The organism is Pseudomonas sp. AM4(2022) (genome assembly GCF_036346515.1).
In the GTDB taxonomy this organism is placed as follows: Bacteria; Pseudomonadota; Gammaproteobacteria; order Pseudomonadales; family Pseudomonadaceae; genus Aquipseudomonas; species Aquipseudomonas paracarnis.
This window is the reverse complement of record NZ_JAOTNW010000007.1, coordinates 20,768-46,392: the sequence shown is the minus strand read 5'-3', so window position 1 is coordinate 46,392 and position 25,625 is coordinate 20,768. Positions and strand designations below refer to the sequence as shown.

General features: G+C 62.0%; 25 protein-coding genes. 17 read left to right on the top strand and 8 right to left on the bottom strand.

Annotation, left to right across the window (positions count from 1 at the left end):
* Window positions 1–155: 155 nt before the first annotated feature.
* The 5 genes from ODQ19_RS11365 (at window position 156) to ODQ19_RS11345 (ending at window position 6,981) form a co-directional block, all read left to right on the top strand.
* Window positions 156–1,898: an ABC transporter substrate-binding protein gene (locus ODQ19_RS11365; protein WP_003192009.1), complete on the top strand. Its 1,743-nt coding sequence runs from the start codon at window positions 156–158 to the stop codon at window positions 1,896–1,898.
* 292 nt (window positions 1,899–2,190) lie between these two features.
* Window positions 2,191–3,570, top strand: a complete 1,380-nt coding sequence (locus ODQ19_RS11360) for an iron-containing redox enzyme family protein (RefSeq protein ID WP_330210082.1) — start codon at window positions 2,191–2,193, stop codon at window positions 3,568–3,570.
* A gap of 11 nt (window positions 3,571–3,581) precedes the next feature.
* On the top strand, window positions 3,582–4,526 hold the full coding sequence (locus ODQ19_RS11355; RefSeq protein WP_330210081.1) for a class I SAM-dependent methyltransferase: 945 nt from the start codon (window positions 3,582–3,584) through the stop codon (window positions 4,524–4,526).
* Window positions 4,527–4,533: 7 nt separating this feature from the next.
* Window positions 4,534–5,652 (top strand): carboxylate-amine ligase, encoded by a 1,119-nt coding sequence (locus ODQ19_RS11350; protein WP_330210080.1) that lies wholly within the window; start codon window positions 4,534–4,536, stop codon window positions 5,650–5,652.
* 84 nt (window positions 5,653–5,736) lie between these two features.
* Window positions 5,737–6,981, top strand: coding sequence for a zinc-dependent alcohol dehydrogenase (locus tag ODQ19_RS11345; protein WP_330210079.1), 1,245 nt, complete (start codon window positions 5,737–5,739; stop codon window positions 6,979–6,981).
* A gap of 152 nt (window positions 6,982–7,133) precedes the next feature.
* Here ODQ19_RS11345 and ODQ19_RS11340 read toward each other — a convergent pair whose 3' ends face one another.
* A complete protein-coding gene (locus ODQ19_RS11340; RefSeq protein ID WP_330210078.1) occupies window positions 7,134–7,565 on the bottom strand; it encodes a hypothetical protein in 432 nt (143 codons plus the stop codon).
* Window positions 7,566–7,659: 94 nt separating this feature from the next.
* The gene (locus ODQ19_RS11335) at window positions 7,660–8,448 is read right to left on the bottom strand and encodes an AraC family transcriptional regulator (protein WP_014718855.1); all 789 of its coding nucleotides are present in this window, start codon (window positions 8,446–8,448) and stop codon (window positions 7,660–7,662) included.
* Window positions 8,449–8,533: 85 nt separating this feature from the next.
* Here ODQ19_RS11335 and ODQ19_RS11330 point away from each other — a divergent pair, with 85 nt between their 5' ends.
* From ODQ19_RS11330 to ODQ19_RS11320, 3 genes are all read left to right on the top strand, one after another.
* Window positions 8,534–9,532, top strand: a complete 999-nt coding sequence (locus ODQ19_RS11330) for a bile acid:sodium symporter family protein (RefSeq protein ID WP_330210077.1) — start codon at window positions 8,534–8,536, stop codon at window positions 9,530–9,532.
* Window positions 9,533–9,619: 87 nt separating this feature from the next.
* Window positions 9,620–9,982: a type 1 fimbrial protein gene (locus ODQ19_RS11325; protein WP_330210076.1), complete on the top strand. Its 363-nt coding sequence runs from the start codon at window positions 9,620–9,622 to the stop codon at window positions 9,980–9,982.
* Between the two features lie 111 nt (window positions 9,983–10,093).
* On the top strand, window positions 10,094–11,284 hold the full coding sequence (locus tag ODQ19_RS11320; protein ID WP_330210075.1) for a sugar transporter: 1,191 nt from the start codon (window positions 10,094–10,096) through the stop codon (window positions 11,282–11,284).
* A gap of 164 nt (window positions 11,285–11,448) precedes the next feature.
* On the opposite strand, the gene ODQ19_RS11315 is transcribed toward ODQ19_RS11320, so the two are convergent.
* Window positions 11,449–12,648: an NAD(P)/FAD-dependent oxidoreductase gene (locus ODQ19_RS11315; protein WP_330210074.1), complete on the bottom strand. Its 1,200-nt coding sequence runs from the start codon at window positions 12,646–12,648 to the stop codon at window positions 11,449–11,451.
* A 110-nt stretch (window positions 12,649–12,758) separates the two neighbouring features.
* On the bottom strand, window positions 12,759–13,754 hold the full coding sequence (locus ODQ19_RS11310; protein WP_032902879.1) for a GlxA family transcriptional regulator: 996 nt from the start codon (window positions 13,752–13,754) through the stop codon (window positions 12,759–12,761).
* A 285-nt stretch (window positions 13,755–14,039) separates the two neighbouring features.
* Here ODQ19_RS11310 and ODQ19_RS11305 point away from each other — a divergent pair, with 285 nt between their 5' ends.
* Window positions 14,040–15,593 carry a DUF726 domain-containing protein gene (locus ODQ19_RS11305; RefSeq protein WP_330210073.1) on the top strand — a complete coding sequence of 518 codons (1,554 nt, stop codon included), beginning with the start codon at window positions 14,040–14,042 and terminating at the stop codon, window positions 15,591–15,593.
* Window positions 15,594–15,633: 40 nt separating this feature from the next.
* Window positions 15,634–16,953, top strand: a complete 1,320-nt coding sequence (locus ODQ19_RS11300; RefSeq protein WP_330210072.1) for an Nramp family divalent metal transporter — start codon at window positions 15,634–15,636, stop codon at window positions 16,951–16,953.
* A gap of 75 nt (window positions 16,954–17,028) precedes the next feature.
* Here the strand turns inward: ODQ19_RS11300 and ODQ19_RS11295 are convergent, their stop codons facing one another.
* Complete coding sequence (locus tag ODQ19_RS11295) at window positions 17,029–17,961, bottom strand: LysR family transcriptional regulator (RefSeq protein ID WP_330210188.1); 933 nt, start codon at window positions 17,959–17,961, stop codon at window positions 17,029–17,031.
* Between the two features lie 119 nt (window positions 17,962–18,080).
* On the opposite strand from ODQ19_RS11295, the gene ODQ19_RS11290 reads away from it, so the two are divergent.
* From ODQ19_RS11290 to ODQ19_RS11265, 6 genes are all read left to right on the top strand, one after another.
* The gene (locus ODQ19_RS11290; RefSeq protein WP_014718846.1) at window positions 18,081–18,569 is read left to right on the top strand and encodes a DMT family transporter; all 489 of its coding nucleotides are present in this window, start codon (window positions 18,081–18,083) and stop codon (window positions 18,567–18,569) included.
* 4 nt (window positions 18,570–18,573) lie between these two features.
* A complete protein-coding gene (locus tag ODQ19_RS11285) occupies window positions 18,574–19,029 on the top strand; it encodes a DMT family transporter (RefSeq protein ID WP_330210071.1) in 456 nt (151 codons plus the stop codon).
* 88 nt (window positions 19,030–19,117) lie between these two features.
* Window positions 19,118–19,288, top strand: coding sequence for a metallothionein (locus tag ODQ19_RS11280; RefSeq protein ID WP_081089507.1), 171 nt, complete (start codon window positions 19,118–19,120; stop codon window positions 19,286–19,288).
* A 115-nt stretch (window positions 19,289–19,403) separates the two neighbouring features.
* A complete protein-coding gene (locus ODQ19_RS11275) occupies window positions 19,404–20,180 on the top strand; it encodes an AraC family transcriptional regulator (protein ID WP_116665448.1) in 777 nt (258 codons plus the stop codon).
* 69 nt (window positions 20,181–20,249) lie between these two features.
* A complete protein-coding gene (locus tag ODQ19_RS11270; RefSeq protein WP_014718843.1) occupies window positions 20,250–20,423 on the top strand; it encodes a DUF1427 family protein in 174 nt (57 codons plus the stop codon).
* Between the two features lie 28 nt (window positions 20,424–20,451).
* Window positions 20,452–21,411, top strand: coding sequence for a quinone oxidoreductase family protein (locus tag ODQ19_RS11265; protein WP_330210070.1), 960 nt, complete (start codon window positions 20,452–20,454; stop codon window positions 21,409–21,411).
* Window positions 21,412–21,561: 150 nt separating this feature from the next.
* Here the strand turns inward: ODQ19_RS11265 and ODQ19_RS11260 are convergent, their stop codons facing one another.
* Together ODQ19_RS11260 and ODQ19_RS11255 are read right to left on the bottom strand one after the other, a co-directional pair.
* Window positions 21,562–22,593, bottom strand: a complete 1,032-nt coding sequence (locus tag ODQ19_RS11260; protein WP_116665445.1) for a purine-nucleoside phosphorylase — start codon at window positions 22,591–22,593, stop codon at window positions 21,562–21,564.
* Between the two features lie 14 nt (window positions 22,594–22,607).
* Complete coding sequence (locus ODQ19_RS11255) at window positions 22,608–23,558, bottom strand: nucleoside-specific channel-forming protein Tsx (protein WP_116665444.1); 951 nt, start codon at window positions 23,556–23,558, stop codon at window positions 22,608–22,610.
* 212 nt (window positions 23,559–23,770) lie between these two features.
* On the opposite strand from ODQ19_RS11255, the gene ODQ19_RS11250 reads away from it, so the two are divergent.
* Window positions 23,771–24,583, top strand: a complete 813-nt coding sequence (locus ODQ19_RS11250; RefSeq protein WP_116665443.1) for an aminoglycoside phosphotransferase family protein — start codon at window positions 23,771–23,773, stop codon at window positions 24,581–24,583.
* Here ODQ19_RS11250 and ODQ19_RS11245 read toward each other — a convergent pair.
* Window positions 24,565–25,512: an AraC family transcriptional regulator gene (locus tag ODQ19_RS11245; protein WP_330210069.1), complete on the bottom strand. Its 948-nt coding sequence runs from the start codon at window positions 25,510–25,512 to the stop codon at window positions 24,565–24,567. The two genes, ODQ19_RS11250 and ODQ19_RS11245, sit on opposite strands and share 19 nt — an antisense overlap.
* Between the last annotated feature and the right edge of the window lie 113 nt (window positions 25,513–25,625).

Below are 25,625 nucleotides of genomic sequence, written 5' to 3'. Positions count from 1 at the left end.
GGAGCTTGCTCCCGCTGGGCTGCGAAGCGGCCCCCAAATGGATATCCGAGTCGGTTATCGGTTTGGGAGTGCTGCGCACTCCAGCGGGAGCAAGCTCCCTCGCCACAGCAAGCTCGCTCCTACAAGCCCCGTTTGAAATTAACCTGGAGGTCTCTATGTTGAATAAAAACAATAAGCTGCGACATAGCATTTCATTGGCCGCCGTACTGGCCCTCAGTGGTTTGAGCGCTTCGGCCTGGGCCGATGCGTATGAAGATGCCGCGAAAAAATGGATCGGCAGCGAATTCAAACCCTCGACCCTTACCGAAGCCCAGCAGCTGGAGGAGTTGAAGTGGTTTATCAAGGCGTCGGAGCCGTTCCGTGGGATGAAGATCAACGTGGTGTCGGAAACCCTCACCACCCACGAGTACGAATCCAAGGTGCTGGCCAAGGCCTTCAGTGAAATCACCGGCATCAAGCTGACCCACGACCTGCTGCAGGAAGGCGACGTGGTGGAGAAACTGCAAACCCAGATGCAATCCGACAAGAACATCTATGACGGCTGGGTCAACGATTCCGACTTGATCGGTACGCACTTTCGCTATGGCAAGACCGAATCCATCACCGACTTGATGGCCAACGAAGGCAAGGACTTCACCTCGCCCACCTTGGACCTCAAAGACTTTATAGGCCTGTCTTTCACCACCGCGCCGGACGGCAAGATCTACCAGTTGCCCGACCAGCAGTTTGCCAACCTCTATTGGTTCCGCGCCGACTGGTTCGAGCGGCCGGAACTGAAGGCCAAGTTCAAAGAGAAATACGGCTACGACCTGGGCGTGCCGGTGAACTGGTCGGCTTATGAAGACATCGCCAAGTTCTTCAGCGAAGACGTCAAGGAAATCGACGGCAAGCGCATTTATGGGCACATGGACTACGGCAAGAAAGACCCGTCCCTGGGCTGGCGTTTCACCGATGCCTGGTTCTCCATGGCCGGCGGCGGCGACAAAGGCTTGCCCAACGGTTTGCCGGTGGACGAGTGGGGCATCCGTGTAGAGGACTGCCACCCGGTGGGCTCCAGCGTCACCCGCGGCGGCGACACCAACGGCCCGGCGGCGGTATTCGCCACGCAGAAATACGTGGACTGGATGAAAGCCTACGCGCCACCGGAAGCGGCGGGCATGACCTTCTCCGAATCCGGCCCAGTGCCGTCCCAGGGCAATATCGCCCAGCAGATCTTCTGGTACACCGCGTTTACCGCCGACATGGTCAAGCCGGGCCTGCCGGTGGTGAATGCCGACGGTACGCCAAAGTGGCGCATGGCACCGTCGCCGGTTGGCCCGTATTGGGAAAAGGGCATGAAGAAGGGCTATCAGGACGTAGGCTCCTGGACCTTCCTCAAGTCCACCCCCGAGAAGCAGAAACTCGCGGCCTGGCTCTACGCGCAATTCGTGACCTCAAAAACCGTGTCGCTGAAGAAAACCATCGTTGGCCTGACGCCGATTCGTGAGTCCGATATCAACTCCCAGGCCATGACCGACATGGCGCCCAAACTCGGGGGGCTGGTGGAGTTCTACCGCAGCCCGGCCCGCACCGAGTGGTCCCCGACGGGCACCAACGTGCCGGACTACCCGCGCCTGGCGCAACTGTGGTGGAGCAACATCGCCGCAGCGGCCAGCGGCGAGAAAACCCCGCAACAGGCGCTGGACAACCTGGCCAAGGAGCAGGATGCGATCATGACGCGCCTGGAACGCTCCAAGGTGCAACCGGTGTGCGGCCCGAAAATGAACCCCGAGCGTGACGCGCAATACTGGTTCGACCAACCGGGTGCGCCGAAGCCGAAACTGGCCAACGAGAAGCCCAAGGGCGAAACCGTGAACTACAACGACCTGCTCAAGCAGTGGGAGGCTGCACGTAAGTAACAGCGCCACCTGAACCCCTGTAGGCGCGAGCTTGCTCGCGAAAAACGTCAACGATACCGCGTGCTTCCTGAATAAACGCGGCGTCTGTGAGTTTTTTGCGAGCAAGCTCGCTCCTACAGGCATTTTGGTTTTGTGAGCCTGACAAACGACCGCTTATCCCTCCCACCCCAACCCCGTTTGAATTTTCTGCACACCCCGAGGCTCTGCATTTTAGAAGCGCGCGATAGTGAGCGCTCTTGCGGGGCCACCTTGTGGGAGGCCCGTTGTAACGGACCTTGCGGAAACTGCCATCATGACACTCCTTACAGCGCTGTCAGGCCAGCCGGCCTCTCTCACCGATTCGGCCCAGGGCCGCCATCAACAGGTGTACCAACAGCTGCATGGCGAAACCCGAGACGCCGCCGAACTGGCGCGTGAATACCTGCAGGATCAGTTGGCCCTGGTAGAGGCAACCGACTGCGACTTGCCAGAAGCGCCTGAACAGCTGCTGGCCTGGGTCGAGCAGCGCTGCGCCGAGGTGGCCCAGGCCTATGCCGACTATCTTGAGCAGCGCCGGCAAGGTGGGCCACGGCGGTATTTTCAGAACAAGGCCCATGCGTTGTACTTCCTGCAGTGCGTGGCGCCGACCAAACAGGTCGACGGCGCCTGGCTATACGGCTTGCTGCGCTATTGGCAAGACCAGCGCTTTGACGGCCTGCTCACCACTTACCTGGAAGAATTGGGCGACGGTGAAGCCGCGCAGAACCATGTGGTGATCTACCGCAAGTTGCTCAGCGAGCACGATGCCGACAGCGAAGCCGGCCTTGAGGATGACCATTACCTGCAAGGCGCCCTGCAACTGGCGCTTGGCGTGTGCGCCGACGAGTTCCTGCCGGAGGTCATTGGCTTCAACCTGGGTTACGAGCAACTGCCGCTGCACCTGTTGATCACCGCCTATGAACTCAGTGAGCTGGGTATCGACCCTTATTACTTCACGCTGCATGTCACCATCGACAACGCCAGCAGTGGCCACGCGTGCAAGGCCGCACAATCGGTGCTGAACCTGTTGCCGCTGGGCGACGGCAGGGCAGATTTCTATCGCCGGGTGGCCGCAGGCTACCGCCTGAATGATCTAGGGGCGGGTACCACGTCTGTGATCAAACAATTCAACTTGCAGGACCAGGTGGTGGCGATGCTCGAACGCAAGCGCGCCTTCGGCCAGCATATGCATTCGGACTATTGCCGCTTCGAAGGCCAGACCGTCAACCAATGGCTGGCCAAGCCGAGGCAGATCGGCGCGTTCCTCAAGGCCCTGGAAGACAAAGGCTGGATCAAGCACAACCAGGACCCCGCCAACAGCCGCTTCTGGCAATTAATCGAGGGCGCTGGCGCCGCGATGTTCGGGGTGTTCAGCGGTTATGAAAAACAGCTGATCCATGATTGGATCGCCGGTGAATGGGTTGCCAGCGAACGCGTGCCGCCCGTGCGGCCGGGACGCGGCAGCCGGTTTGCCCGCGAGCAGCATCGTCCAGCGGACCCGGATACCCAGGCCCTGGCGGAGTCGTTGTGCAACTTGCCCGATGTGCAACAGCTCAATGCGCTGATCCCGTGGCTGTCGGCGCGTCGCCATTGCACGCCTGCCGGGCTGTATGCCACCCGCCGCTTTATCCAACTGCGTGCGCGACTGCGCTAAGGAATCTGCCTATGTCTGCGCAACAACTGGCTGACCGTGCCTTGTTGAATTTGGGCCGGGGGTTGAAGGAGGGCGGTTATCGCTTTATCACGCCGACGCCCTTGACCCACGCGCGTGTTTACCGGCGGCTGGCGACGCCTCTGGCAATGACGCTGCGCGATGTGTTCGGGTGGTCGATGCCGTTCGATCAAGGCCTGTTGCCCGAGGCCCTGCGTGAAGAGTTGCAACAAGCGGATGTGATCGAAAAACACGGCGCGCTATGGCGCAGCGCGGTGCGTTGGTCGAGCCTCGATGAGCTGTTGTTCGCGCATTCGCCTTATCCCACCGACCAGGCGGACGCGGTGTTTTTCGGCCCCGACAGCTACCGCTTTGCCCAGGTAATCGAAGCCTACCTGCAACAGCGTTTCGAGCCGCTCAAGCGCGCCGTGGACATCGGCTGTGGCGCCGGTGTCGGCGCGCTGGTGATTGCTAAAGCCAGGCATGACGCCCAGGTGCTAGCAGTGGACATCAACCCCCGCGCGCTGCGCATGACGGCGGTGAATGCCGAGCTGGCCGGGCTGAATAACGTCAGCGTTTATCACAGTGATGTGCTAGCCAGTGTGGAGGGCGAATTCGACCTGATCGTCGCCAACCCGCCGTACATGAAAGATGACCGCCAGCGCGCTTATCGTCATGGTGGTGGCGCACTGGGGGAGCAGTTGTCACTGCGCATCGTCAGTGAGTCCTTAGGGCGCCTGGCCCTGGGCGGTAGCTTGCTGCTGTATACCGGAGTCGCGATGGTGGCCGGCAGCGACCCTTTTCTGGAGGCGGTCAAGCCACTGCTGGGCAGCGACGCCTACGGCTGGACCTACCGCGAACTGGACCCGGACGTTTTCGGTGAAGAACTGGAAAAACCAGGCTATGAGCAGGTGGAGCGCATTGCCGTGGTCGCGCTGACCGTCACCCGACTGCGCTGAATACCCGATGCTCACCTTTGGCATTGAAGAGGAATACTTCATCACCGACCTGCACAGCCGCCAGATGGTCGGCGAGCCCTCGGCGGCGGTGCTGGCGGCCTGCCGCGAAGCGATTGGCGCAGGCTTCTCGTTTGAGATGTTCCAGGGCCAGATCGAGGCGGCCTCTCCGGTGTTCACCTCCAGCGCCGAAGCGGCGGATTACTTGCGGGCAGTACGCGGCAACCTGGCGCAATCCCTGGCTGAGTTCGGCCTCGGTGTGGTGTGCGCCGGCAGCCACCCCCTGGCCGATTGGCGTGGGCAACGGCCGACCGATCAGGCGCATTTCCGGCAACTGTTCGACGATATTCAATATGTAGCGCGGCGCAGTGTGTTGTGCGGGCTGCATGTGCATGTACAGGTGCCGCAAACGCTGGACCGCATCGCGGTGATGAACCAGGTGTCGCCGTGGCTGCCGTTGTTGTTGCTGCTCAGTTGCTCATCGCCTTTCTGGGACGGCGCGCCCAGCGGCTTCATGAGCTACCGCCAGGCCGCGTGCGACGAGTGGCCCCGCATGGGCGTGCCGGAACACTTCAGCGATTGGGCCGAGTACCAGCGCTACCTGGTCATGTTGCAGCGCATCGGCGCGATCAAGGCCGATGGCAATGGCTGGTGGGGCATTCGCCCGGCGGCGCGTTACCCCACCCTGGAACTGCGCATGACCGACGCCTGCCCACGGCTGGCGGACGCCTTGGCCCTCGCCACGCTGTTTCGGGTGATGGTTACCCATGCCTGCGCGATGCAGCGCCCTGGCGCTGGGTTCAGTGCCGAGGCGCGCTGGCTGCTCAAGGAAAATCGCTGGCAGGCCAAGCGTTATGGGGTCGCTGGCACCTTCGCGTTGGACGACGCAGGCACCCTGGGCAGCGCTGAGCAATGGTTGCAATGCGCCCGGCAGACCTTTGCTGCCACCGCAGAGGCCATGGGCGAGCCGCTGCTGTTCGATACCCTGCAGGCGCTGCTGCGACGCGGCAACAGCGCGGCCGAGCAGTTGCGCTGGCAGGCCCAGGCCCAGGCGAGCGGCGCCGATACGCGTGCCAGCTTGCGCCGGGTAGTCGACCTGCTGTTGGCCCAGACTCGCGGCGACCATTGATCGGGTCTTGATCGAGGTTGATGGAACACTGAGGGGGCTGCTCTGCCCTTAATGAGTAACCCCTCAACGGCAGGAGCGCAGAGCATGCGAGCGATGACTTACCAGGGCGCACACAAGGTGCAGGTGGAAACCGTGCCCGATCCGATCATTGAACAACCCGACGACATCATTTTGCGGGTCACCGCCACCGCAATCTGTGGCTCGGACCTGCACCTGTACCGGGGCAAGATCCCGACGGTGGAGCACGGCGATATCTTCGGCCATGAGTTCATGGGGATCGTCGAAGAAACCGGCCCGGCCGTCACCGCCGTGCAGCCCGGCGACCGTGTGGTGATTCCGTTCGTGATTGCCTGTGGCGATTGCTTCTTCTGTCAGCTCCAGCAATTCGCCGCCTGCGAAACCACCAACGATGGGCGCGGCGCGATCCTGAATAAAAAAGCCATCCCACCGGGTGCCGCGCTGTTTGGTTACAGCCGCCTGTATGGTGGTATTCCCGGCGGTCAGGCGGAGTGGGTGCGGGTGCCCAAGGCCAATACCGGGCCGTTCAAGGTGCCCGGCACCCTGGCGGATGAGAAGGTGCTGTTCCTCTCCGATATTCTGCCCACCGCCTGGCAGGCGGTGACCAACGCTGGCATCGGCAAAGGCTCCAGCGTGGCCATCTATGGCGCCGGGCCCGTGGGTCTTCTCAGTGCGGCATGCGCGCAGATGCTGGGCGCCGAACAGATCTTCATGGTCGACGACCACCCGTATCGTTTGGCCTACGCGCAGAAAACCTACGGCGTGATTCCGATCAATTTCGAAGAAGACGATGACCCGGCTGACACCATCATCCGCCAAACTGCCGGCATGCGCGGCGTCGATGGCGTGGTGGACGCGGTGGGTTTCGAGGCCAAGGGCAGCACTACAGAAACCCTGCTCACCGCCCTCAAGATCGAAGGTAGCAGCGGCAAGGCCCTGCGCCAGTGCATCGCCGCCGTGCGTCGCGGTGGCGTGGTCAGTGTCGCCGGGGTGTATGCCGGGTTTATCCATGGCTTCATGTTCGGCGATGCCTTCGACAAGGGCCTGACCTTCAAGATGGGCCAGACCCATGTGCAGCGGTTCTTACCGGAGTTGTTGGAGCATATCGAGCTGGGGCATCTGCACCCGGAGGCGATCATCACTCACAGGCTGCCTCTGGAACAGGCGGCGCGGGGGTATGAGCTGTTTGATAAAGCCGAGGAGGAATGCCGCAAGGTGATCCTGCTGCCGGGTGGGAGCGACCGGCCGCTGACCGAGCCGCTGGACGAACTGACCCCTGAGTTGCGCGTACAAGGCGTTCCCGGTTTCTAAATCAATACCCGGAAAAATGTGGGAGCTGGCTTGCCTGCGATGGCGGTGCGACAGTCACTGCATCGGTGACTGCACTACCGCTTTCGCAGGCAAGCCAGCTCCCACATGGATCTTCTTTGCTTCGACAGTGGTGTTTCCCACATTAGCCGGTGTCAGGCTGCGGCTTGCGGCTGGATGCGCAATTGGCCGTCGACATCCTTGACCAACCCACTGGCGACAAACAGCGGCGCCAGGCGTTTGTGCAACTGTGGCTCGACAAACTCCTTCACCGTATCCAGCGCCAACACACCACTGAGCGGCAGCTCGGCCTTGGTGTACGACAACCATGCCTTCTTCAACGCCATCAACACATCACTGCCCGCCGTCGAAGCGAAGCGACGGTGCAGGGGCTTGGCGTCGAAGGTGAAGGTGTGTTGGAACTCATAGCCGCTTTCATCACCACCGTTGGCCGTGCAGCGCACGCAGGTGCAAGGGCCGTCGCCGAAGGCGCTGCGCAGGTAGGCGTTGAAGTCCACCACGGGCTTGAGTGACAGGCGCTTATCAACCTCGAACAGGTCCCCGGTCATTTTTTCGTCAGTGTTCAACGTCCATTTCCTCGCAGTCGGTTGCTGTGTTTCAAAGCGCGGCACAATACCAGCCGAGCGTCGGTTTGGGGATTATTTGCGTCGTGAGGGAGGGTCAGCGGAAGAATTCACCGGGGGTGGAATCGAACTGCTGACGAAACGCATTGATAAAGGCTGAGGTCGATTCATAGCCACACCCCAATGCCACATCCGTCACCCGCTCGCCTTGTTCCAGGGCGGGCAGGGCGCTCAACAGGCGCAGGCGCTGGCGCCATGCGCGAAACGTCAGCCCGGTGTCACTCAGGAACACCCGACTCAGGGTCTTTTCACTCACCTCCAGCTTGCGGCTCCACTCGCCCAACGTCGTCTGCTGCTCGGGATGCAGGTTGAGGCTGCGGTAGATCTGTCGCAGCCGTGGGTCGTGAGGCAGTGGCAACATCAAATCCACCTGGGGTGCGGCGGCGAGCTGATCGAGCAGTACCTGGGCCAGGCGCCCGTCCGGCCCGTCCTCGGTATATTCCACCGGCAATTGGCTGAAGTTGCGGATCAGCTCGCGTAGCAAACTGCTCACCTCCAGCACCTGGCAACGCTCGGCGGCCCAGGCGGTGACGCTGCAATCAAGGTACAAGCTGCGCATTTCCGTATGGGGCGAACTGAACACCCGATGGGGCATGCCGGCCGGAATCCACACAGCGCGCTGCGGTGGTGCGACGAAACGGCCAACGCTGGTCTGGATCTCCAGCACTCCGGAAATTGCGTAGGACAGCTGCACCCACGGGTGGCTGTGGCGTCGCGTCAGCGCACGGTTGGGCAAGGATTCAGTACGCCCGTACACCGGCCTCGGCAGGCTGGAAAGCCCAGGTACACTGCGGCGCACGGCTTTTTCATGTCCTTTAGGCGGCATTTACTGGCTCATTGGCGTTAGTCGGTAACAGGCGGTTACGTTAGAGTCCTCGTGACGCTCTTGGCAACCCCTGGAAGAATTGCTCATGACCCGGCCCCGGTTTCTCCCCGACAACTTCACCCTCACCCTGATCGCCACCGTGATCCTCGCCTCACTGCTGCCCGCCAGCGGCCAGACCGCCGCGGCGTTCGGCTGGGTCACCAACCTGGCCATCGCGCTGCTGTTTTTCCTGCACGGCGCCAAGTTGTCGCGCAAGGCTATCGTCGCCGGTGCCGGCCACTGGCGTTTGCATTTGCTGGTGTTCAGCCTGACCTTCGTACTGTTTCCGTTGCTGGGCCTGGCGCTCAAGCCAGTGCTGTCGCCGTTGATCGGCAACGAGCTTTACATGGGCATGCTCTACCTCTGCGCCTTGCCGGCCACCGTGCAATCGGCGATTGCCTTTACTTCCCTGGCGCGCGGCAATATTCCGGCGGCCATCTGCAGCGCGGCGGCGTCCAGCCTGTTCGGTATCTTCCTGACGCCGCTGCTGGTAGCGCTGCTGCTCAACGTGCATGGGGATGGCGGCTCCACAGTCGATGCGATTGTCAAAATCAGCGTGCAGTTGTTGCTGCCGTTCATTGCCGGGCAAGTCGCCAGCCGCTGGATCGGTGGCTGGGTCGGGCGTAACAAAGCCTGGCTGAAATTCGTCGATCAGGGCTCGATTCTGTTGGTGGTCTACGGCGCCTTCAGCGAGGCGGTCAATGAGGGCATCTGGCACCAGATCCCGCTGTGGGAATTGGGCGGGTTGGTGGTGGCCTGCTGCGTATTGCTGGCCCTGGTGTTGGTGGCGTCGACGCTGCTGGGCAAGGCGTTTGGCTTTAACCAGGAAGACCGCATCACCATCCTGTTCTGCGGCTCGAAGAAAAGCCTGGCGACCGGCGTACCGATGGCGCAGGTGTTGTTTGCCGGGGCGAGCATGGGGGTGTTGATTTTGCCGTTGATGCTGTTTCACCAGATCCAGTTGATGGTGTGCGCTGCGTTGGCCCAACGCTACGCCCAGCGGCCGGAGAGCATTCCTGAATTGATGGGGCAGGTGGATCCGTGATGCACCTCTCATTCGCGGGTAAATAAGCTCAAGTTAACCGGCGTGACGACGACTTACTTCTTAACTAACCCAAGAAGGAGTGTCGGCATGAACGTTCGTCGTGTAGCGGTAATGACTGGCCTCTTGGGCCTGTGTGCAAGTACCTGCGGCGCCGCACAGACCGTGGGGCAGGGCACCATCAGGTTCAGCGGCGCGATTGTCGAGTCAGGGTGTGCGACAAATGCGCGCAGCGGCTCGGTAATGGAACTGCGCGGCTGTGCCCAATCCAGTCGTGGCAGCCGAATCGAGGTGCGCAGTGTCGCGCCGGTTGTCAGCGTCGACGCACCCCATGTGCGGCTGGTGGCGGACACCGGCGAGGGGCGCTATTACGATCAGCGTTACGTGCTGGTAGACAGCGCTGGCAAGCTGATTCAGTCGGGCAATTATGTGATTACCATGACCTCGCCATAAACCCTGGGGCGACGATCCGCAGCAACAGCGGTGCGAGAAACCTATAGAATGCTCGGCGGCGGCGCTTGTCCTGGGTGGCCGCTTGATCATCGTCAGAGTACCGCGCCGTCAATGAGCCTTTCAGCCGCAACCCCCCAAGCCAACTGGCAACCGGTCATCGCCCTCGCGCTGGCCGCGTTTGTGTTCAATACCACCGAATTTGTCCCCGTCGGGCTGCTCAGCGCCATTGGTGCCAGCTTCGACATGCCCGTGGCCAGCGTCGGCCTGATGCTCACCATTTACGCGTGGATCGTGTCGCTGACCTCGCTGCCGGTGATGCTGCTGACCCGCAACGTCGAACGGCGCAAGCTGCTGATCGTATTGTTCGGTCTGTTTATCGCCAGCCATATTCTCTCCAGCGTGGCCACCAGCTTCGGCTTGCTGATGGTCAGTCGGGTCGGCATTGCCCTGGCCCATGCGTTGTTCTGGTCGATCACGGCTTCACTGGCCGTACGCCTGGCGCCAGAAGGCAAGCAGGTGCAGGCCCTTGGTTTGCTGGCCACCGGCACGTCGCTGGCGATGGTGCTGGGCATTCCCTTGGGCCGTCTGTTGGGCGAGGCCATGGGCTGGCGTACCACCTTCCTGGTGATCGCCGCGTTCGCCGCTGCCCTGGTGTTCTGGCTGGCGCGCACCTTGCCGCTGCTGCCCAGCCAGAACTCCGGTTCCCTGCGCAGCCTGCCGCTGCTGTTCAAGCGTCCTGCGCTGGTGGCGCTCTATGTGCTGACCGCAATGACCGTCACCGCGCAATTCACCGCCTACAGCTACATCGAACCCTTCGTCGAAGGCGTCGCCGGCCTGGGCGGCAGTGCCGTGACCCTGATCCTGCTGGTGTTCGGTGGTGCTGGCATCATCGGCTCGTTGTTGTTCAGCCTGGTGCATCGCCTCAACCCACACCTGTTCGTGATCGGCGCAGTGTCTATCCTCGCCGCGTGCCTGGCGCTGATGCTGCCGTTGAGCGGCGCCGAGTCTTACCTGGTGGGGCTGAGTATTTTCTGGGGCATGGCGATCATGGGCTTTGGCCTGGCCATGCAGTCCAAGGTGCTGGTGCTGGCACCGGACGCCACGGATGTGGCCATGGCGATGTTTTCCGGGATCTACAACATCGGTATCGGCGGCGGCGCGTTGATGGGCAGTTGGGTGGGCAGCCACTTCGGCTTCGCCTGGATCGGCGCGGCGGGCGGTTTGCTGGCGGGCCTGGCGTTGGTGGGGTATTGCCTGGCGATTCGGCGGTTTGGGCCGGGTGGTGCCCCGATGCCAAGCTGATCGCCCCGTATCCACCGGATAAATGCAGACTCAATGTGGGAGCTGGCTTGCCTGCGATGGCGGTGTGTCAGTCATTGCATCTGTTTCTGCACTATCGCTTTCGCAGGCAAGCCAGCTCCCACATTTGATCTTCACTGCCTTGAGCATTGCGTTCGCTGACTTTCCTACGCCACCGGAATCAACGGATCCGCCGCTGCCAGCGCCACCGCTCTATCCGCCGCCGGTGGGTAGATCCACACGCTATTGATCTGCTGTTTGAGTTCCTTGGCTTCCTGGCCCACCAGCTTGAGCTGACGGTCCCAGCCTTCGGTGTACACCGCGCCCCAGGCGCCGAGGTCGAGGCAGGTGACGTATTTGGGTTGGCTGTAGGCCATGGGGGCCACACCGATCAGATCGGCGGCGACGTTGTTGCCGGCGTAGCGGCCCAGGGCAATGGCGTGCTGGCAGGACATGGCAGCGAAGTTGCCCAGCGCGTCTGTGGCGGCGTAGGCCACGTCGCCAGCGGCGAAGATGGCGGCCTGGCCCTTGACCTTGAGGTTGGCGTCCACGTGCAGGCGGCCCTGGGGATCGCGGGTGCCCTCAACCTGTTCGGTCAGCGGGTTGGCGCGAAAGCCGATGGTCCAGATCACGGTGCTCGATTCAATCCGTTGCCCATCCGCCAGGGTCACGCCGCCGGCATCCACCGAGGCGACCGAGGTGTTCAGTACCCATTCAAGCCCCAGTGCCTGGCTGGCGTCGATGATCGAGGGGCGTATGCCGTCGCCCATCGACGCGGCAATCTGCGGCCCGCGGTCGACCACGATCACACGGATGTTGGCCGTCTCACCCAGCGCCGCACGCAGGCGCGCTGGCATTTCAGTGGCGGTCTCGATACCGGTAAAGCCGCCGCCGGCCACCACCACGGTATTGCGGGCCGGGCTGTCTGGCAGGTTTTTGAGGGCCTTGATATGGGCCTCAAGGCGCGCGGCGTCTTCGATTTGATCCACATCGAACACGTGCGCGATGCCGTCCATGTCTGGGCGGTTCAAGCGGCTGCCGGCGGCCACTACCAGGCGGTCGTAGTTGAGGGTGGCCGCGATGCCGCCCGCGTTGCGGTAGGTCACTTGCTTATTAGTGGCGTCGATGCTGTCGGCGGCGCCTTGCACAAAGGTCACGCCCACGGCGTCGAACAGCGCATCAAGCGGGGCCAGCATGGTATGCACATCGGGCTCGTAGAACCGTGGGCGAATACGCAGTTGCGCTTGGGGGGCGAGCAGGCTGATGCGCACATCGTTGCGGTCGTGCTTGTCTAGCAGCCGAGCCGCGCTCAAGGCGCTCCACACGCCACCGAACCCGGCGCCGATGATCAGAATGTGTTGTTTCATGGGTTGCTCCAGAGACCAGGTAAGCCGCAAGGCATTGCCGGATCACTGTAAAAGCAGCAGGGTCTGTCCGAAAGGACATATAACCCTGGATGACTGCCAGCTCAGTTGGCCTAGCGGGAAAAGCGCTCGCGGTAGTCGCGGGGTGAGATGGCCAACTGGCGGTGGAAGGTGCAGCGCATGCGTTCTTCGTCGCCAAACCCGCACAGCCCGGCGATCTGCTCGATGCTGCGCTGGGAGTCTTCAAGCATGCGGCGCGCCGCTTCCATGCGAAACAGTTCGATGGCCTTGGCCGGGGTGCGACCGGTTTTTTGCTTATAGACCCGGGCAAAATTGCGTGGGCTCATATGGCTTTGCGCGGCCAGGCGCTCGACGCTGAGGTCGCTGTCGCGCAGGTTGTCGCTGATCCAGGCATGCAGCGCATCAAAGCCGGCGCTGTCGGCGGTTTGCGCTTGCAGTACTTGGCTGAACTGCGCCTGGCCACCGGGGCGCTTGAGGAACACCACCAATTCGCGTGCCACTTGCAACGCTACCTCGCGCCCGCAATCGGCCTCTACCAGCGCGAGCGCCAGGTCGATCCCGGCGCTGACGCCCGCCGACGTCCACACCTGGCCTTGCTGTACGAAGATCGCGTCCACGTCCACCTCGATGCTAGGGAAGCGTTGCTTGAGCAGCTCGCACATGGCCCAATGCGTCGCCGCGCGGCGCCCCTCCAGCAAGCCGGCCAGCGCCAGCAAAAACGTGCCGCTGCACACCGAAGCGGTACGTCGCGCCTGACCGGAGGCGTTGCGCAACCAGTCCACCAGGGCAGTGTTGTCCAGCATGGCTTGTTCAATGGCGGGCGCGCCGGGTACCACCAGGGTGTCGATGGTGGCTGGGTCCAACTGCGCCAAAGCCACGGTGTCGACGCTCAAGCCTTCGGCGGTTGGCATCAACCCGCCCGCCAGACTGGCGTTATGCAACACATAACCTTGCAAACCGCGCTCGGCCATGGCCTTGGTGGCAGCCCAGAACACCGTCTGCGCGCCGGTCAGGTCGAGCAAACCCATCTGCGGATACGTCAGGAACACCAAGGTGCGCGGTTGGGCCAATGGGGAGAGTAGGGTCATACGCTGGCCAGTTGCTCGATCTGGCTCAAGGTGCGCAAGTTTGCACCCATGCCCCTGGTAAATGGCTTGAGTTGTTCAAGTTTGGACGTCATGGCGGTGGTCTCCGGTAAAGGGGCAGGGCGCTGTTTTACCATGCCCCCCAGACAGTTTAAGCAGTCGCACAGCGTTTGGTCTTGGTTGAACAGTGTTTTGGCAAGGCGCTTGTGCGAATGTCGGTCAGGATTCACCTTGCTGATCGGCTCTGTTTGTTACTATCGCCATCCCGTCACCCGGAGTCGCCGCCCTATGCAACACCAGTGGGATGAAATGCACCGCACTCGCAAGCCCACGTTCGTCCTGTGTGGCGAGCCCCAGGGGGATGTGCTCAATCTCTATGTCCACGGTTACTCGGCGTTCTTCAACCGCCAGCAACTGGGCAATTTCAAGCAGCAGTTGGCGGGTATCGAAGGCTCGACCAACTTGATGCTGTTCTGGCCGGCGGGGCATTTTCTTGAAAACCTGTTTGCACCGTTCAAGGACGTGCTCGCCTCGCTGCTCGGCGGTGGCGGCCTGGGCGCGGCGACGGTGGGCGTGGGCAAGGCCATTGCCTATTTTCTCGACCATTACAAAAGCGTCGAGGCACGGGTGGATGAAGTCGCCAAGACCTTGTTGCCCGAACTGGCCGGCTACCTGCACAACCAGTCTTTGCCGGTGCGGCGCATCAACCTGATCGGCCATTCCCTGGGCGCACGCATTCTGGTCAAGAGCCTGCTGGCCAGCCCCGAGATCGCTCGCGAATTGCCGTTGAATAACTTGTTGTTGATGGGCGGCGCGATCTGTACTTCGAGCCCGTGGGACGAAGTGTCGGCGCCGCTCAAGGGGCGGCTCATCAACTGCCATTCCAGCAAGGACTGGGCGCTGGCCATGAAACCCGATACCGAGCGTTGCATCGGCCGCTATGCGATTGACGTAACGCCGGCCCTCAAGGCCAAGGTCACCAATGTGCACCTGGCCAGCTTCGATCATGCCGCCTATTGGCCGCAGTTGAAGACGGTGGTGCAGTACACCGATTTGTTGCAGGAGCGACGCGGCATGATCCGTGTGGACTCGCGCAGCAGTGAAGTGCGTTTTGCCGAAGCGGACGTGGACCTGTACCCGGCATTGGTGCAAGCGCGGCCGGAGGAGCTGAAGTTTCTTGCCGAACTGATGGCGCAAAAGCGCAGTGCCGCGATTGATGCCAGTGTGCGTGAGCCGTTGAAACTGGCCATTGAATTGCAGCGCATGGGCGGTGATAGCTTTATGAACTTGGCCCGTGGCCATGGCGTGGGCTATCGCCAGATTGCCGAGGATGTGGCGCAACGCCTGGGTATCAAATTCGATCAACCACTTGAGCACGTGGCGCTTGCCGAGATCGAAGGGCAGGTCGCAGAAACACTGATCGAGCAGTACAAGGACAAACTCAGTCGCGCTGATCGCCAAGCGTTCGAGGCCGAGCTCAAGGCGGCGGCACAAAAAGAGCAGGGGCTGTTCAACCGGTTCGATCTGGGCCGTTCGGCCACCACCGCCCTGAGCGGCACGGCGTTGGCCGGGCTGACCGGGTTTATCCTGCGACGCGGTGCGGCCACGGCGATTCCGGTGGTGGGCCAGGCGCTGGCTGCGGCGATGCTGCTGTTCAGCGGGGTGCGAGCGTTTTCCGGCCCGGCGTATTCGATCACCACCTTGGCGGTACTGGTGGTCGGCGTGATTCGCCAGCGCATGGAGCGCGAGGCGCTTAACCAGGAACTGGGCCTGGTGGTGCAAGTGGTGGAGGCGTTTGACCTGCCGCGAGACACGGTGATGCGCACGGTCGCCACCGACTGATAAGCTGCTGCCCAAGTCTTGTGTTTACCTGGAATACTGCGTGAAATTCAGCCTGCCGAAAATCGCTACCGCCCCGTTCTGCCCGCCGGAAGTGGCCGGCTCTGTCGCTGTTGATCCCAAGGCCTCGTTTTTTAAACGGGTGCTGATGTTTGCTGGCCCCGGCCTGTTGATCTCCATCGGCTACATGGACCCCGGCAACTGGGCAACGGCCATTGAAGCCGGTTCACGCTACGGCTACAGCCTATTGTTTGTGGTGCTGCTGGCCAGCCTGGCGGGGATGGCGGTGCAGTGCCTGTGTTCACGGCTGGGCATCGCCACCGGCAAGGACCTGGCACAACTGTGCCGTGAGCGCTACAGCAAGCGCTCTTCTCGCACCCAGTGGGTATTGGCGGAAATCTCCATCATCGCCACAGACCTTGCCGAAGTGCTCGGCTGCGCCCTGGCGTTTCACCTGTTGCTGGGGGTGTCGTTGACCACCGGCATTGTCATTACTGCCTTCGACACGCTGTTGATCCTGGCCCTGCAAAATCGTGGGTTTCGCCGCCTGGAAGCGATCATGCTGGCGCTGGTCGCCACCATCGGCGTGTGCTTTTTCATCGAACTGGTGCTGATCAAACCCTACTGGCCCGACGTGCTCAGCGGTTTCACCCCGTCACTGTCGGCCATCAGCGATGCGGCGCCGTTGTACCTGGCCATCGGCATCCTCGGCGCCACGGTCATGCCCCATAACCTCTACCTGCACACCTCTATCGTGCAGACCCGCCTGATCGGCAAGGACCTGGCGAGCAAGCAGGATGCAGTCAAGCTGGCGCGTATCGACACCATTGGCTCCCTGGCCTTGGCGCTGTTGGTCAACGCCGCGATCCTGGTGCTGGCCGCGGCGGCCTTCTACAAAACCGGCCATACCGATGTGGTGGAAATCCAGGACGCCTATCACCTGCTCGACCCCTTGGTCGGCGGTGCTTTCGCCAGCATCCTGTTCGGTATCGCCTTGCTGGCTTCTGGCCAGAGTTCGACCTTTACCGGCACCATTGCCGGGCAAGTGATCATGGAGGGGTACCTGAACCTGCGCATACCCTGCTGGCAGCGCCGGCTGATTACTCGTGGGCTGGCGCTGATCCCGGCGTTTCTCGGGGTATGGCTGATGGGTGACGATGCTATCGGCAAGCTGCTGATTCTTAGCCAGGTGGTGCTGAGCCTGCAATTGCCCTTTGCGTTGTACCCGTTGATCCGCATGACCGGCGACAAGCAATTGATGGGGCCTTTCGTCAACCGGTTGCCCACGCGGCTGCTGGCGTGGTTTCTGTTCGCGGTGATCAGTGGGGCGAATGCGTGGTTGATTGGGCAGTGGGTGTTCTGAGCCAGGGTTGAGTCAGTGCTCTTTTTCTCAACCCGGCCTTCGAACAGTTTGCGCTCCGTCAGGGGGCGGTCACACTCACCGATCCCAATACGGCACCGTCCCAAAACACTCCACGAAATAGTCGATCACCGTGCGCACCTTCAGCGAGAGCCTGCGGCTGCCCGGCCACAACGCGGCGATCTGTTGGGGCTCCAGGGTTGTCGCAACGTCGTATTCGCCGAGCACAGCCTGCAAGGTACCGGCGCGCAGGCTTTCGCCAATCAGCCAGGACGGAAACACCACCAGGCCCAGGCCTTGTTCGGCGGCGTGGGTGAGTGTGTCGGCGTGGTTGCCGGTGATGGGGCCGCTGACGCTGTAGGCTGTCCAGTCGCCTTGGCCGCGGCGGAAGAACCAGCGCTGCTGACCGGTGATGCCTTTGTAGGCCAGGCAGTGGTGGTGGGCCAGTTCATCGGGGTGGCGCGGCGTGCCATGCTGGGCCAGGTAGGCGGGGCTGGCCGCGATGCGAAAGCGTTGCGGCGCGAAGATGCGCGCCTGCATGCCCGAGTCATTGAGCACGCCGATACGAAACAGCAGGTCGGTGCCGTCTTGCAGCGGGTCGACGAAGGTGTCGGTTTGCTGGATATCCAGTTGCAACTTCGGGTAGCGCCGGCACAGCGTTCCCAACCAGGGTGAAAGGTGGCGCTGGCCGAACACCATGGGCGCGTTGATGCGCACCAGGCCGCTGGGTTCGTTGTCTTGCTCTTGCAGGGCCTGGTTCGCCGTCTCCAACTGCTCGAGTAGCAAGCGTGCGTGGCGGCCCAGCAGGCGGCCGGCTTCGGTGGGGCTGACGGCACGCGTATGGCGGTAGAGCAATTGCTGGCCGACGGCCTGTTCCATCAGTTGAATCTGCCGCGAGATGGAGGAGGGCGCCAGGCTTTCACGGCGGGCTACTTCGGAAAAGCTGCCCTGGTCCAGCACGGCCACAAACAGGCGTAGCGCCTTGAAACTCAGTTCATTCAAGCCCTGCATCATGTCTCCATTCTGTGCGTTTTGCGCAAAGGTGTTGTCTGCATACTCCCATTTATCGCACAGCACGGCCACCGGATAATGCGCGTCATGTTTTTCCTTTCTTGATACGCGGGTGATGTATGCAGGCACGTTCTACCGAGGGCCTGGCGCAGGCCAGGCCGAGTAACAACCTTCTACGGCTGCTGCTGTTGCCGTTGGTGATTCTGGCGGGCATGGGCCTGTCGGTGGAGGCCGGTTTGCTCGGGCCATTGGGCGCGCAGGTCGGGCATTTGTGGGCAACGTTGAGCATCTTTGGTGTTGGTACGGCGATCCTGTTTTTACTGCTGCTGTTCAGCGGCCCGCAAAAGGGCCCGGCATTCACGCAACTGCCGCGCTGGCAGTTGATCGGCGGGTTTCTGGGGCCGATGTATGTAGTGGTGTTGACCCTGGCCACACCGCACATCGGCATCGCGATGACCATGATTGCGATCCTCTCGGGCCAGGTGGGCAAGAGTGTGTTGATCGACCATTTCGGCTGGTTCGGCACGGCGCGCAAACGGGTCAATGGCGAGCGCTGGATCGCGTTGGCGTTGATTGTGGCGGCACTGGTTCTGATTGCACGAGGCTAAGGCAATGAATGTGTTTATGTTGTTGGTGGTGGTGATTGCAGCGGGGGCGGTGCTGAGTGTGCAGGCCGCTATCAATGGGCGTCTGGGCCAGACTGTGGGGGTATTGCGCAGCAGTCTGTTGACCTTCGCGGTGGGCGCGCTGACCACGGCGCTGTTGATATTTTTCTTCGAGCCGGCCCAGGCCGTCAGCCTGCTGGAGGTGCCAAAGTGGCAATTGACCGGTGCCCTGTTTGGCGTGGTGTACATGATGGTGATGGTCGGCGCGGTGCCGGTGGTCGGCACGGCAGTCGCTACGGTGGCGGTGATTGTCGGGCAACTGGGCATGGGCATGTTGATCGACAACTTTGGCTGGCTGGGCAACCCGGCGATCGAGCTGTCGGGCAGTCGTATCCTCGCGATGCTGTTGCTCGCCCTGGCGTTGGTGTTCATGTACCGCAGTAATAGCCGCCGGGCCGACTGACGGCGCTGAACCATGCTTGCTTGCCCAGGGTCACTGCTTAAGGTGCGGCGCTCGCCGCATCGGACGACCATGAAAAAGGAGTCTGACCATGCCAGATCAAACCTGTGCTTGCCCTCACTGCAAATGTGTACTGGGCGTTGACGCAATAATGAAAGACGGCAAGGGCTATTGCTGCCAGGGCTGTGCCGAGCACCATGCTCACGGTGAGCCATGCGCCGCAGCGACGGGCTGCGAATGCGCCAAGTCGGCCCACGGTTGACAGGGTTGACCTGCAGGCCCGGGCACCCGGTGCCTGCAGGATAAGTAAAAACAGTTCGCTTGCCGGCGACCAGTCTTTACCATGCTCGCCTGTCCCCGATTGATGTGTACCCGCCATGGCCCTGGCCGCGCCCCCCGACCTCAGTGATCACGCCGTTCCCGTGCAGCCGTTGGCGCGTACCTACCCGCGTGGGTTGTACGTAGAGCCGCACAGTCACGATTGGGGCCAACTGCTCTATGCCATGAGCGGTGTGATGTGGGTCGAGACGCCCCGCGAAGCCCTCGTGGTGCCGCCCCAGCGCGCGGTGTGGTTGCCGCCGGGGGTGGAGCACGGGATCCGCGTGGTCTCCGATTTGCAGATGCGCAATATCTACCTGCGCCCGGCGTTGGCGGCGACCCTGGACAGCCAGGTGCAGGTCATCGAAGTGGGCCGCTTGTTGCGGGAGTTGATCGTGACATTAGTGGAGCAGGGCGATCACGGCGATGCGGCCTACTATGAGGCTGTGGTGGGCCTGGCCCTGCTGGAGTTGCAACGCGCACGTCGCTCGCCTATTCGCATTGCCATGCCGGTGGCCGCTGATCGTCGGCTGATCAATGCGTGCCAGGCGGTCATGGCGTCGCCCTCCCTGGACATCCCGTTCGAGCAGCACGCCGAGGCGGCGGGCGCCAGCGTGCGCACCCTGGCGCGGTTGTTCCAGCAGCACCTGGGCATGGGGTTTGCCCAGTGGCGCCGTCAGGTGCAGTTGGCCACGGCGGCGGCGGAGTTGATCCAGGGCCAGTCGGTGAGCGGCATAGCGCGCACCCTTGGCTATTCGCCCAGCAGCTTCAGCGACATGTTCCGACGTGAACTGGGAGTGTCGCCGTCGCAGTACAGGGGTTGGCCGAAATCCTGAAGCACTTGGCCGATACCCACGGTAGACGCGCCCTAGACTGAGCCCATCAATCAATCGGGCGCAGTTTTCATGAGCTATTTGATTTCCTTGGCCATCGGCCTGTTTGTCGGCGTGATCTACGGCGCGCTGGACTTCCGCTCGCCTGCACCGCCCGCTATCGCACTGGTCGGCCTGATGGGCATGCTGCTCGGCGAAAAGCTCTGGCCCATGGCGCGGCAGTTGGTCAGTGGTTGGTTGTCCTGATCCCTTTTCCCTTCGACGGATGCCCTCGATGAACGCACTTCAATTTACCGCCACCGGCGACCTCGCCAACCTGCGCCTGGTGGAGGTGCCCATGCCGGTACCGTCTGCCGGTGAGGTGCTGGTTCAGATTAAAGCTGCGGGCCTGAACCCCAGCGACGTCAAAAACGTGCTCGGCCGTTTCCCCTACACCACACTGCCACGCATCCCTGGGCGTGACTTTGCTGGCGTGGTGGTAGAGGGCCCGCAGGCACTGCTCGGCCAGGCAGTCTGGGGCACCGGTCGGGGCTTGGGTTTTTTCGCTGACGGTTCCCATGCCCAATACCTGCGCGTATCAGCCAAAGGCGTGGCGCACAAACCCACGCATTTGAGCTTCGCCCAGGCGGCCAGCCTCGGCGTGCCCTATACCACCGCCTGGGATGCCCTGGAGCGCAGCGGCGTTGGCAAGGGCACGCGTTTGCTGGTGATCGGCGCCAACGGCGCGGTCGGCAGTGCGGCGTTGGCGCTGGCGAAGATACGCGGTGCGCAGGTGCTGGCGGCGGTGCGCAAGGCCGATCAGCTCGAGTTGTTGCAGGCTCAAGGTCTGGAGGCGATTGCTTTGGGCAAGCCGGAGGAACTGGGCGCGCAAGTGCAGGCGGTGTTCAAGGGCGGCGCCGAGGTGATCTTTGACACCACCGGCTTCTGGCTGCCTGCCGCGGTGGCGGGGTTGGCGCCGTTCGGCCGCATCGCCATCATCGCCGCCCCGGTTGACGGCCATGTACAGTTGCCGGCCCTGGCGCTGTACCGCAAGGGTGGTTCGGTAGTGGGGATCAACTCGTTGTTGTATAGCTGCGAACAATGCGCGGTGATGCTGGAGGCGTTTGGGCGCTTCTTTGATGAAGGCCTGTTGCCGCTGCCTACGGGGTTGCGTGAAGTGGCGTTAGTGGAGGGTGTTCAGTGCTATGCAGAAGTGAACAACGGCAGCCCAGACAAAATCATTTTCCTGCCCTGATGGATAGAAATGTGGGAGCGGGCTTGCTGTGGCGAGGGAGCTTGCTCCCGCTCGACAGCGCAGCTGGAGCCGGCTTTTTTGGGGGCGCTACGCACCCCAGCGCAAGCAAGCTTGCTCGCCACAGCAAGCCCGCTCCCACAGTGTTGATCTTTATTCGGTTTCGGGAACGCCTTTTTCCCACGCCGACCAGTTCTTCACAATCGCCTGGACCAACGGGTTGCCCGTGCGGTACAGGTTTTCCAGCGCCGGTACAAACCCACCCTGGTCCGCATACTTGAGCAGGTTGTCCACTTCGCTGTAGCCAGGGTAAGGCCGGTCAAAGTCGGAACCTGCGCGCACCACGGCCAGGCGCTGGATATCCACCAAGCCTTCGCGGCTGGCGCGCAGCAGCGCTTCGTAGGTGGAGTTGTCTTCCTGTTGGGTGGTGCAGTATTCGCCTTTGTTGTCGGTGAGCAACTGGGTCCAGACTTCGGCACGTTCGCTCAACCGGGTACCGGAAAACCAGGTGTTGCCCGCCAGGGTGTCGCAGCGGGTGACTTGCGGCGGTTGGTTGGCCGGGGCGGCGGGGTAGTGTTTGCGCCAGGCGGCGGATTCTGTGCTTTCTGTCAGCTCCACCTTGTGCGACAAGGCAAACGCCTTGGCTTGCAGCTTGGGGTTGAGCTCAAACACTTCGGTCTTGTAGTCCAGCGGTGGTTTTTCGTTGGGCCCCTTGGTGTTGATCCCGATATAGCCTGTCGGCCAGTCCTTGGGCGCGTCCCGTGAATCCAGCTCCCACTGCGTGCCGAACTCCACCAGGTAATGGGCCCATGCCGCGGTACCGATGGTGCCGTGCTTGGGGTTGATGCCGGCGATCCCGGCGACCAGGAAGTAGCTCTGGCGCAGGTCGAACTTGGGCGACAAGGCCAGGGCCAGGGTAGACGCGGCAGCGTTGGTTTGGCCCATGCCGGTTACCAGCAGGCACACGTCCTGGGCGTTGCAGCGAATCACCGGGTACTCGGCGGACAAGCCCGGTACGCGTACTTCTTGCTTGAGGGCCAGACGGTCGATCCAGGTTTGCGCCTCTGGGGCGAACATGGTGATCAGCATCACCTTGGGTTTGATCGGCGCCGGGCTATCCGCCAGCACCACGTGGGGCAATAGGGCCAGGCCGACGGCCAGCGAGACACGAGTCAATGCGTTCATCTACAGCTCCTTGATCAGAATTGGTAGCCCACGCCGGCGTAGTAACCCCAGCCGTCTGAGCGTGCGCGGAAGTTGCCTTCGCCGAAATTCAACTCGCTGCCGTCCTCCCAGTTGCCGCCGTTGTGAAAGTAACGGCCGACCAGGGTAAAGCGCAGGTGGGTAAACGAGTACAGCAACACGTTGGTGGCCACCAGGGAATTGGCGGTACGTGCAGGGTTGTCCTTGTGCAGGTCCGAGCCGAAATCGTAGTTGGTAAAACCGATGTAGGTCAGCGAGGCGCCGTTGTCGAACTTGCCGATGGGCACGATGTACTTCATCTGCGCCCGGTAGCCGTCCCAGGAATACTCATTGCTGGCGCCGTAGTTTTCCCACTGGTAGCGCCCGTAGAAGTTGGCCGACAGGTTGACCCGCGAGTGGGTGTCGATATCGGTGCCCAGGCCGCTGTACAAGGTGTTGGCGCGGTTTTCCTTGCGGCTGCCGTGGTCGTAGATCCAGTCAAAGGCCACATACCATTCCTTGAATGGGCCAATTGCCAGGCTGCGTCCTGCGAGGTAGTCGATGGAGATCCGCGGTTCATGCTCCATGAACACCGGCGAGCCATGGTCCCACACGCCTTTGTCATTACTGTTGCCGATGGTGAGAATCTTCGGCACATCGATATAGCCGTACAACTCAAAGGGGCCCTTGCGTCCGAAGTACTCGTATTCCAGGTAGACGTCATCTTGAGGCTTGGGGCCGAAACTGATGTCTTTGCTGCCAATCAGCGTGAGGTCCTGGTTAAACCACTCGGACAGATAGACGCCTTTTTTCGCCGGGGGGTTGGCTTCAGGGCTGAGGGTTTCGCCCTGTGCTGAGTCATCGATGGGCTTTTCCTGCGCCAAAATGGGTGCACTGAGTACTCCCGTAACGGCGGCCAGTAGCAACGAAACGCCAAGACCAGCACGAGGCTTTGAGGTGGGGTGCATTGAAAGTCCTTATTCTTAGGCGGTTTAAACCCGATTCGACGGGGAGGAGTGAACTTGGCGGTCAAGTTCGTTCCGCAAACGTTTGCACAGGCTGTACCAACTTGGGTCAATGGCTTGAACTGTTTAGAAAAAAGAGCAATTAGCCGACGATTTGGTCAGGAAAATAGGGGGATTTCTGTCATCCTCAGACGCCAACGATCTGGAGGAACCTGATGTTCGAACACTACCTGCGTGCCTGGAGCCTAAGTGTCGATGGAGAGCCTATCGTCACACCTGGCAGCCACCTCTTGCCGGTGCGCTGGAAAGGCGTGCCGGCGATGCTGAAAATTGCCCATACGCCTGAGGAAAAGCTCGGCGGCCGCCTGCTGAGCTGGTGGGCAGGCGACGGCGCGGCACGGGTGTTCGCCCATGACCACACCGCAGTGTTGATGGAACGCGCCATGGGGCCAGGTTCCTTGATGCGCATGGCCCTCAATGGCCAGGACGACGAAGCCAGCCAGATAGCCTGCGCCACCCTGGCCCGGCTGCATTCGCCTCGTGCGTCGCCGCCCGAAGGGTTGGTGGGGCTGGACGAGTGGTTCAGTTCCTTGTGGCACGCCGCCGAGCAGGAGGGTGGCGCCTTACGCGACTGCGCGGTAATGGCCCGCACATTGCTGGCTGCGCAACAGGAGGTGGTGGTACTGCATGGTGATTGCCATCACGACAATATCCTCGACTTTGGCTCTCGGGGCTGGCTGGCGATTGATCCAAAGCGGGTGATGGGCGAGCGCGGTTACGATTACGCTAATTTGATCTGCAACCCGGATTTGCCGACCAGTAGCGACCCGCTGCGTTTCAGCCGCCAGGTCGGGGTTATCGCCTTGGCGGCAGGTCTCTCGCGTCCACGCTTGTTGCAATGGGTGGTGGCTCATGCCGGGTTGTCTGCCGCCTGGTTTCTGGAAGACCAGGAGCGCGAGCGTGCCGTGATTGAGTTGCAGGTTGCCCGTCTGGCACAGCAGGCACTGGCTCAAGGGGCGGGCGAGTAAGGCGGCGGGTGACGGGTAACCGGGGTGAATAATTGAAGTGCGGCCTGCCGCCGGTATTCACTCGGCGTCTGGTGCATTTCGATACGAAAGTGGCGGTTGAAATTCGACAGGTTGGCGTAGCCCACCTCAAAGCAGATGTCCGCCACTGACATCTGGCTGTGCAACAGCAAGCGGCAGGCACGCTGCACCCGGAACTTGCGCATCAGGTCGATAAAGCCGTGGCCGGTGTTGCGCTTAAAAAACCGCGAAAAGCCCGGTTCGCTCATGTCCAGTTGCCGGGCGATATCCGATAGGCGCACATCGCCCGTCAGCTCGCGCATCAGGTAGTCAAACGCCTTGTTGATACGTTCGGCGCTGCGCGCATCCAGGGTCGGTGCGTAGCACGGGCTGGCCAGGGTATTGGCCTGTGCAGGCGGTGCGTTCTTCAGGGTGTCGAGCAGTTGCAGGAACAGGGTCAGGCGTTGCAACCCATGGGCGCTGCCGATGGCCTCCATCAGCCCTGCCGCGCTCGTTGCGGTCTCGCCGGTGAATTCTATGCCCCGTCGCGCCCGCGCAAACAGTGACTGTAAATCACCGAGCTCAGGCAGGGTGGTGCGCAGGGCGAGCAGGGCTGCGCCGTCGAATTGCAGCACCACATCGCGTCCGTGCTGGTATTCGCCGGGGGCCAGGTCACCGATCCAGTCGTGGGGCAGGCCAGGGCCGATCAGTGCGACATGCCCGGCGCTGAACGCACCGATATAGTCGCCCGCCACCAGCTTGCCGCTGCCTTGGCGGATCAGGTGGATTTCGAACTCAGGGTGATGGTTCCAGCGCGCCAGTTCATAAGGATAGTCATGTTCTAGCCAGCGAAAACCATGTTCCGGTTCGGGCAGGATCACCTCAAGCTCCGCAGGGCGATGCTCAAACAGGGTGGCGGGGCTGACGGGCATGGTGCTGCCTCTTGTGGTGGTGCTTCCCAAAATACCCGCACTGGCAATCGGTGCGCTAGCCCCGGTTCCGCCTGAGACTGATACTTTTTTGATCCTGTGCCTCAGGTTAAAAA